Below are 7,935 nucleotides of genomic sequence, written 5' to 3' on the forward strand. Positions count from 1 at the left end.
CACCACCACACACCCTGCCCAGCACTTTCCCCCTCCAAGAAACGGGATGAAAGAGATTCAATGACTACTGCGTCAGTGGTTTAGCAGGTCGTTCTGAGTGGATTCGGTCGTGGCAAGTGTCGCAAGCCACAACTGTTTTACGGCGTCGGTGGAGCATGACGCGTGTCCAATCGGAAGGCTGCCACCCGGCATGCACGAGGTCAGCGAGTGCACGGTCATGGTGAACCTGAACGTTGCCCCTGCTTCCGCAGATCTCGCAAGTATCCGCAAGGAGCCTCGCGACAAGCTCCTTCTGCGGATAGTCCACTCGGGCCGGCTCGCGGTCGATGACTTCTGCCGTCCGTTGCCGTTGGAGTGGAATACCACCAAACCGAGCGACCAGCGGTTTCCTGTTCTTCCGTTCAATGCGGGCTTCAAAAGCAATGCGAGGCCCGTTCGCCGTCTCGAAGGTGGTCCTATATTTCGCCGCCATCTTCGAAACCGTTGAACGGTGCTTTCCTGCCAGGGCCTTGAGCCCAACGACGGCCTTGGGCGGTGGCTCCCCGCAGGCCTTGGCTGACTGTCGACGACACGCTCCTCGGCCACGACGAAAGGCGCGCCGACGCGGAGCGACCACGGCGGCCTTTCCGTGAGCGCGGCAGCAGCTGCTCCCCCTCGGCCACGGCCAGCGGTGCGGTCTCCTCGCGCGGCCGCGGTCGTGACGGCGGGAGTGCGGCGAGCGGCCCAACTCCGGCCCGGCGGAGGGCACACCGGTCCCGAGCCCCCACCCCTCCCCCTTCCGCCAGCCCTTCAGGACGCGTGCAACGGAGCCGTGGCAGACGGCAGCGCGCCCGCCATGTAAACCACCCAGCGATGCCGCCCTGCTGCAGCTCGACATGGACCTGTGAGGCGCCAGGGGCGCACGGGACTCGCCCAGGAATTCGAATAGATGCTCTACTGGGTGCATGAGCGAGCGCACATTCGGGGGTCGAGTAGGAACCATGCAGAGAGAGCAGTTTGCTGTCACATGATTTGACACCCGGGATGGGCTGGCTGTTCCCTGTGCCGCGTGCATGGTGCGGCGCGGGCAAGGCCACAGGAACAGAAGAGGCGTCAGGTCGCGCGCAGGGAAACGACTCCCATGCATCATGTGTCGACTGCGGCGTATCGCCGTCCTCGCAGTTCGTGGATCCAGGCGATGCTCCCGGCATAGACGTTGCGCAACCCGGCAGCAGCGGACGGGAATGGGGATTCGAGCGCGGTGAGATTCGCCTTGATGCGTTCCTCGAGCCCGTGGAACAGAGCGATCGCCTCGTCTACGGCGTCCTGGTGGCTGCGGCCCTTTGGGGCACTGCGGTGGAGAATCGCGTCGATGTTGGTCCACGCGGTGTGGTTGTCCCGGATGCCATTGACCAGGCCCAGGTCCAGGGCGATTCCGACACACGTTCCGGTGTCTCGGTAGATGGCCCGGTAGGTGTCCGTGGACTCAGCGGCCCGATGCTCGGCTGCGGCGGCGGGGGCGACGTAGCTGTGGAGGGGGAGCAGAATGTCCCAGCCCAGATTGTCGGGGCGGATATTCATGTAGTCATCGACGGTGATCGGCTTCTCCGTTATCTCGATGGCGCGCCACACTCGGGTCCCGTCGATGTAGCTCTCCATTCCTGACCGGCACCGCCGCAGGGTGCCAGGCTCCCAGTCGGAGCGGCCGAAGAAGTCGGCGATGATGTGGTACTCCGGCTCGCGCGCAGGAGTTTTGAGCCACACCGCATCACCCAGCTCGTCCAGGATCCGGTTAATGTGATCCGTATCGAGCGAGGCGTCAATACGGTCGTCCACCAGAACCCAGGCCAGCATCAGCAAGGAGGCCACCTGTACGCGCTCCTCCTCACCCTCGGGGTAGAGCAGGGACACGAAGCGGCCGCCAACCTCGGCGTACCCACCGGCTGCGGCGTCGTACTTGCCCCTGGCCACGGTGTTGAATCGGGTTTCGCAGAACTGCAGGGTGTGCCTGCGCAATGCGTCGTCGGCCGGATGCTGGCGCGGAGCGAACCTGCTCGTGACGGCTGGGACGATGCACCTGGTTGCGTCTTCAGACGAGGCCATTTCGGATCTCCGGGTTTCCGTTGGCGCGGGATCCCATCCCGCGAGACTTCGCTTACGGCGGGTGGGGTTACGCCGTTCTCCGTACGGCGGTGTCGGCGAGGGTGCGCAGGGCGGCGGCTGCGCTGTGACTGACGGGGGCATGCTCCAGGGCGGCAAGCGCGCGCTGGAGGCGGGTGGTGATCATCTGCTTGACGGCATCGCGAGCGCCGGTGGTGGTGAGGATGTCGCGGATGGTGGCGGTGGCAGCACCCCGCTCGGTCAGGTGCGGGTTGCCGACCAGGGCGCGGAGCAGGGCGGCCTGGCCGTGATCGGCGCGGTCGAGCGCGCAGGCGATGAGGACGGTGTGTTTGCCCTCGCGCCGGTCGTCCAGGCGGGACTTGCCGGTGACATCGGGGGCGCCGAAGACGCCGAGCAGGTCGTCGACCAGTTGGAAGGCTTCGCCGAGAGGGAGGGCGAAGGCGGTGCAGGCGCCCATGATGGCGGGGCTGGCGTCGGCGAGGGCGGCGCCGATGAGCAGGGGGCGTTCGGCGGTGTATTTGGCGGTCTTGTAGCGGATCACTGCCAGCGGGATGCCGACGTCGCCTAAGAGGTGGCCGGTGGCCAGCAGGTCGAGATACTGCCCGTACATCACCTCGGTCCGCATCGCATCGATCAGCGGCAGTAGGGGTCCCAGCAATTCTCGCGGAAAAAACAACGCTAAGCGAAATGGCGGCTGGTCAGAGGGTGGACTCCTCGCTGCGTGGTCTCCGCTCATCGTGTTTGCTGGTTACGGAGTTGCTCGGGTGATGACAGTGGTGTTGCTATCGAGGGTGACGTAGCCGCTGCCGATGTCGGTCCAGGGGCGGCCGGTGCCGTGGTAGCGGGGGGACATCCGGTGGTACTGGAGGGTGCCGGACATGAGGAGGCCGAGACCGGTGAGGAAAGCGGGAACTTCGGAGCGCAGGCCAGGACGGGTGTGGAGGTAGGACTTTCGGAGTGTCACGAACTCGCGTTCGGTCTCTTGCATGAGTTGGCACAGGTAGTTCACGGCCTGCTGGAGGGTGTGTCCGGTGGAGGTGAGGACCGCAATGGCGTTCACGGGGTCTTTGCTGCGTACGTATTCCTTGCGGAAGGAATACAGGTCATTGAGGAGAACCAAGTAGGTGCACTGGAGTTCTTCGAGCTGCTTGAGTTCGGGGTGGGCAGCCAGTTCGGAGCCGATGTCGATGTTCAGGCCGTATTCGACGAAACGGGGCAGGGAGGACGCAGCGACCGCGGTACGCCGGAAGGCGAGGTATGTGGGGAAGTCGAGGATCTGCCCGCGGATGCGAATCTCGGTCTCTGTGATCCAGGACTGGAGGACCTGGCTGATTCCGGCGCGACAGCGGTCCAGGAGGGCGGGTGGGCAGGTCACGCACCAGCGGTGCCAGGAGTCGGCTAAGAGCCTGCCCAGGCACATGCGGTCGGTATCGGTGGGCTGAGTGCTGGTGCCACCGTGGGGTTCTCCCTGGGTGTAGAGGATGCTCATGGTTCGCTCGAACGCGGCCCGGCGCATGGTCTCGGTAGTGTCACGGAAACGGCCACCTGCGGCTGCGATGTCATCGAGCATCCCGTACCACTGGTTGAGATCGCAGATGATACGCATGCGGGCGGTGTCGGCCTGGGGCACGCTCAGGCACGAGAAGCGATCGAAACCGTCGTCCATCCATTCGGCGAGGGCTTCGGCCGGGGGCTTCCTGCGGTAGTCGGCGGCCCAGGTGTGGCTTTCGGGGAAGCGGGCGACCCAGGCGCGGGACTCGCGGGCGAGGCGGACGCGCTGGGGGTGGTCCTGCCAGGGCAGGAGGCGGGTGTAGTCGGGCAGGTGGTAGCCGGTTTCGTCCCGGCCGTAGACAGTGAGGCGGGTCATCGGGATTGCACTTCTTCGGCCTGTTTGAGAGCGGTCATGGAATGGTCGTAGAACTGGGCAGCCCAGCGGCGCATAGCCATGATCGGTCCGTCGGCGGAGGACAGCCTGGGGTGTTCGAGGTACGTCTTGGTCGTCCAGATGACGATGTCGCGCATCTGCTGGGGGATGGTCCACCAACGCTGCGCGGCGTGGTTGACCGCGAGATGGATGCCTTGGCGGAACGGCAGGTGGCGGATGGCATCGACTTTGACGGATTCGGCGGTACGCAGCACCCACTGGTCTGGTTCGGTCTGGACGGGAAAGCCTTTGAGGTGGGCGCGGACGCCAAGGCTCGGCACGGTGGCCAGGCCGGTGATCTGGCCGAGTCCGTGCTGAACGATGCGTACGAGGATCGGGAGACCGTGGTAGGTGGCGGATATTTCGGTGGTGCTGATGGGGGTGCTGAAGTCAGCGACAGTGACTTTGGCGTTGTGCCAGCCGTGGATCTTTGAGAAGTGAGCCAGATCAGCGGCGTTCTCCGCGGCATCCTGGATGTGTCCTTGAAGGGGCGGGTACATGTGGGTGATCTGCCGGGAGTAGCCGGTGAGCGTGTCGGCGCCGGGCTCCCACGCAGGCGGAGAACCTTGGCTGTTCCACCAGACGAAAATCATCCCGTCGACTTCCCGCACGGGCCTTTTCGTCAGGACTGCCCTGGGCGGGTTGGTACCGCCGGGGACGCGAGCGCAGCGCCCGTCGGGTGCGAATGCGAAGCCGTGGAAGGGGCAGACAATATCTTCGCCTTCGACTCCACCTCCGTGGCCCAGATGGGCGCCCAGGTGAGGGCAGAAGGGATCGGTGGCGTGGACGGTGCCGCTGCGGGTCCGGTAGAGGACGATGTCGCCGCCTGCGATGCGAGAGGTGACCACGCGGCCGGGCTTGAGTTCACCGCTGAATCCCAGAGCGAACCATCCGGTGGGATACGCCAGGCCTGCGGGGACCCTGTGGTGTGTGGTCATGACATGCCGCCCCTTCTGTCATAGGGTTTGGGTGAACACGGAGCCGAACAAATCCAGGAACTCACGAGTTCCCCGGGGAGCCAGAACGTATTGATGCGGCCCCAAAAGTCATAGTCACGAAGCGCCATCAAGGCGGCCTGGGTGGCGCCCTTGGCATGTCGCGCCATGTACTCGGCGATGATCGCTCCGGCCCCGCCCCCCTTGACGGGAATGGCAGCGGCGAGCGGGCTTGATCGGGGATGCTCAAGGTCACCGCTCCTGATCCAGGCTGCGGCCCGTGCTGCGATGCGGCGGCGAGGTTCCTGTGGTCTCCGCGCGCAGGTCGCGGCGCAGTTCCTTGGGCAGCGAGAAGGTCAGGAACTCCTCGGCGGTCTTGACGACCTCGACGTCGCCGTAGCCCTTCTGGGACAGCCAGGCCAGGACCTTCTCCACCAGGACGTCGGGGACCGAGGCGCCGGAGGAGACTCCGACGGTCGTCACGCCGTCCAGCCAGGCCTCGTCGGCCTCCTTGGCGAAGTCGACGAGGTAGGCCCGCGGGCAGCTGGCCTGTTTGGCGACGTGCGCCATGCGCTGGGAGTTGGAGGAGTTCTTGGAGCCGACCACGATCACCAAGTCGGCCTTGGTGGGCCAGTTCCTTGATGGCCCTCTGGCGGTTCTGGGTGGCATAGCAGATGTCATCGCTCGGCGGGGAGAGGAGGTTCGGGAATCTATTTTTGAGGGTGTCGACGGTCTCCATCGTCTCGTCCACGGAGAGGGCGGTCTGGGAGAGCCAGACGACCTTCGACTCGTCACGCACGGAGACGTTGGCGACGTCGGCAGGGCCGTCGATGAGAGTGATGTGGTCGGGTGCCTCGCCCAAGGTGCCGATGACCTCCTCGTGTCCCTCGTGGCCGATCAGGAGGATGTCGTAGTCTTCTTTGGCGTACCGGATGGCCTCCTTGTGGACCTTGGTCACCAGGGGGCAGGTCGCGTCGATGGTGGCGAGGTTCCGCTCGGCGGCCACCGCGCGCACGGTCGGGGCCACGCCGTGCGCGGAGAACATGACGATGGAGCCCTCAGGGACCCTCCTCCGTCCGCTCGATGAAGATCGCGCCCTTCTTCTGGAGGGCCTGTACGACGTACTTGTTGTGGACGATCTCGTGGCGGACGTAGATCAGGGCCCCGTACTGCTCAAGGGCCTTCTCCACTGCCTGGATGGCCCGTTCGACGCCCGCGCACACGCCGTGCGGTGCGACCAGCAGGACCCGGCAGCCAGGGGGGGCGCCGCTCATAGGGCCCTCCAGGCGGCGTCAGTGGCCAACTTCCGTAGCACGGGCAGGGTTTCGGCAGGGAACGGGGCGTGTTCCAGGGCGTGCAGCGCGCGGGCGTACCGCTCACGGATCATGTCCTCTACCGCCCTGTCAGCGCCGGTCTCGCGCAGGATACGGCGCACGAGCGCGGCGCCGCCCTCGTCCAAGGCGGGGTTGCCGACCAACTCTCCGAGGACGTCCGCTTGTTGGGGGTCGGCGCGGTGGCGGGCCAGGATGAGCAGGACGGTCTGTTTGCCTTCACGCAGGTCGTCCAGGGCTGATTTGCCGGTCTGCTCGGGGCTGCCGAGGGCGCCGAGGAGGTCGTCGCGGAGCTGGAAGGCCTGGCCCAGGGGCAGGGCGTAGGCGGTGCATGCCTCGAGGACGGCGGGCGGGGCGCCGGCCAGGGCGGCACCGACGTGCAGAGGGCGCTCGATCGTGTACTTGGCCGTTTTGAAGAGGATGACGCGCAGGGCGGTGGCGAGGTCGTCGTCTGGGCGGGCGGAGGACTGAAGGTCCAGGTACTGGCCGTACAGAACCTCATCCCGCATCACGGTCACCAGCGCAGTCACCCGATGGAGTTGGCCGATGGTGAGACCTGCGGTCTGGAGGAGTTCATCAGACCAGACGTGGGCCAGATCACCCAGGAGGACGGCGCCACAGGTGCCGAGCCAGTGCGCGTCGTCCGGGCCGAGGGCGCGGTGGCGGGCCGCAAGGGAGCGGTGCACGGTCGGCTGGCCGCGGCGCAGTGCCGAGCGGTCCATGACGTCGTCGTGGATCAGGCAGAAGGAGTGGAAGACCTCCAGGCCGCTCGCGACCCGCAGCAGCGCGGACGGGGTGCCCTGGCCGCCGGCGGCCCGCCATCCCACCGCGCACAGCAGTGGGCGCAGCTTCTTGCCGCCGGTGACAAACCGGCGGAACAGGGCAATCAGGTGGGCTATTTCGGCGTCGGCGGCCAGGGCCTGTTTGCGGTCGAGGAACTCGCCGATGACCGCGCCGACCTGCTGGCGCACCGCGTCGGCGTCCCAGGCGGGGGTGAGGGTGGCGGGGGCGGTCACGGGGTCTCCTCCTGCGGTTCTGCGTCGGCGGTCAGCTCCAGCGCCTCGTCGAGCAGGGCCTCGACGATCTTTGATTCGGGTATGGTCCTGACGACCTTGCCGTTGCGGAAGATCTGCCCTTTGCCGTGACCACAGGAGACGCCGAGGTCGGCTTCGCGGGATTCGCCGGGGCTGTTGACGACGCAGCCCATCACCGCGATCCGCAGTGGGTGGGGGAAGCCGTCGAAGGCCGCCTCCACCTGCGTGGCCAGCTTGTGGATGTCTACTTGGAGGCGGCTGCAGCCGGGGCAGGAGACGATCTTCAGTTTGCGGGGGCGCAGGCCCAGCGATTGGAGAATGTGGCAGCCGACCTTGACCTGCTCGACCGGGTTGGTGGACAGGGAGACGCGGATGGCGTCGCCGATGCCCTCGGCGAGGAGGATGCCGAAGGCGACCGCGGATTTGATGGCGCCCCGGAAGGCGGGGCCGGCTTCGGTGACGCCCAAGTGCAGGGGATAGTCGCACTGTTCGGCCAGGAGCCGGTTCGCGGCGATCATCATCAGGGGGTCGTGGTGCTTGACCGCGATCTTGAAGTCTTGGAAGCCGTGTTCCTCGAAGAGGCAGGCTTCCCACAGTGCGGACTCCACCAG

Annotated in this window: 7 protein-coding genes and 1 pseudogene; all 8 read right to left on the reverse strand. The window is 66.3% G+C overall.

The annotated features are described in order from the left end of the window. Positions 1-64: 64 nt before the first annotated feature. The gene (locus ACFWZ5_RS43155; protein WP_384892543.1) at positions 65-1,129 is read right to left on the reverse strand and encodes a hypothetical protein; all 1,065 of its coding nucleotides are present in this window, start codon (positions 1,127-1,129) and stop codon (positions 65-67) included. Beyond that, the gene (locus ACFWZ5_RS43160) at positions 1,126-2,082 is read right to left on the reverse strand and encodes a hypothetical protein (protein WP_384892545.1); all 957 of its coding nucleotides are present in this window, start codon (positions 2,080-2,082) and stop codon (positions 1,126-1,128) included. The genes ACFWZ5_RS43155 and ACFWZ5_RS43160 overlap by 4 nt, the downstream gene beginning before the upstream one ends. Before the next feature lie 67 nt (positions 2,083-2,149). After that, entirely contained in the window at positions 2,150-2,725 is a 576-nt protein-coding gene (locus ACFWZ5_RS43165; RefSeq protein ID WP_384892548.1) for a polyprenyl synthetase family protein, read from the reverse strand. 123 nt (positions 2,726-2,848) lie between these two features. Next, complete coding sequence (locus tag ACFWZ5_RS43170; RefSeq protein ID WP_384892551.1) at positions 2,849-3,967, reverse strand: terpene synthase family protein; 1,119 nt, start codon at positions 3,965-3,967, stop codon at positions 2,849-2,851. Then, positions 3,964-4,962 (reverse strand): Rieske 2Fe-2S domain-containing protein, encoded by a 999-nt coding sequence (locus tag ACFWZ5_RS43175; RefSeq protein ID WP_384892554.1) that lies wholly within the window; start codon positions 4,960-4,962, stop codon positions 3,964-3,966. The genes ACFWZ5_RS43170 and ACFWZ5_RS43175 overlap by 4 nt, the downstream gene beginning before the upstream one ends. Positions 4,963-5,211: 249 nt before the next feature. Continuing rightward, positions 5,212-6,233, reverse strand: a pseudogene (locus tag ACFWZ5_RS43180) (4-hydroxy-3-methylbut-2-enyl diphosphate reductase). Further along, on the reverse strand, positions 6,230-7,306 hold the full coding sequence (locus ACFWZ5_RS43185) for a polyprenyl synthetase family protein (RefSeq protein WP_384892557.1): 1,077 nt from the start codon (positions 7,304-7,306) through the stop codon (positions 6,230-6,232). Before ACFWZ5_RS43185 ends, ACFWZ5_RS43180 begins: the two are co-directional and overlap by 4 nt. Further along, on the reverse strand, positions 7,303-7,935 hold a 633-nt coding region (locus ACFWZ5_RS43190), incomplete at its 5' end, for a flavodoxin-dependent (E)-4-hydroxy-3-methylbut-2-enyl-diphosphate synthase (RefSeq protein ID WP_384892560.1). The genes ACFWZ5_RS43185 and ACFWZ5_RS43190, both read right to left, overlap by 4 nt.

Source organism: Streptomyces sp. NPDC059003 (assembly GCF_042740445.1).
Classification (GTDB): domain Bacteria; phylum Actinomycetota; class Actinomycetes; order Streptomycetales; family Streptomycetaceae; genus Streptomyces.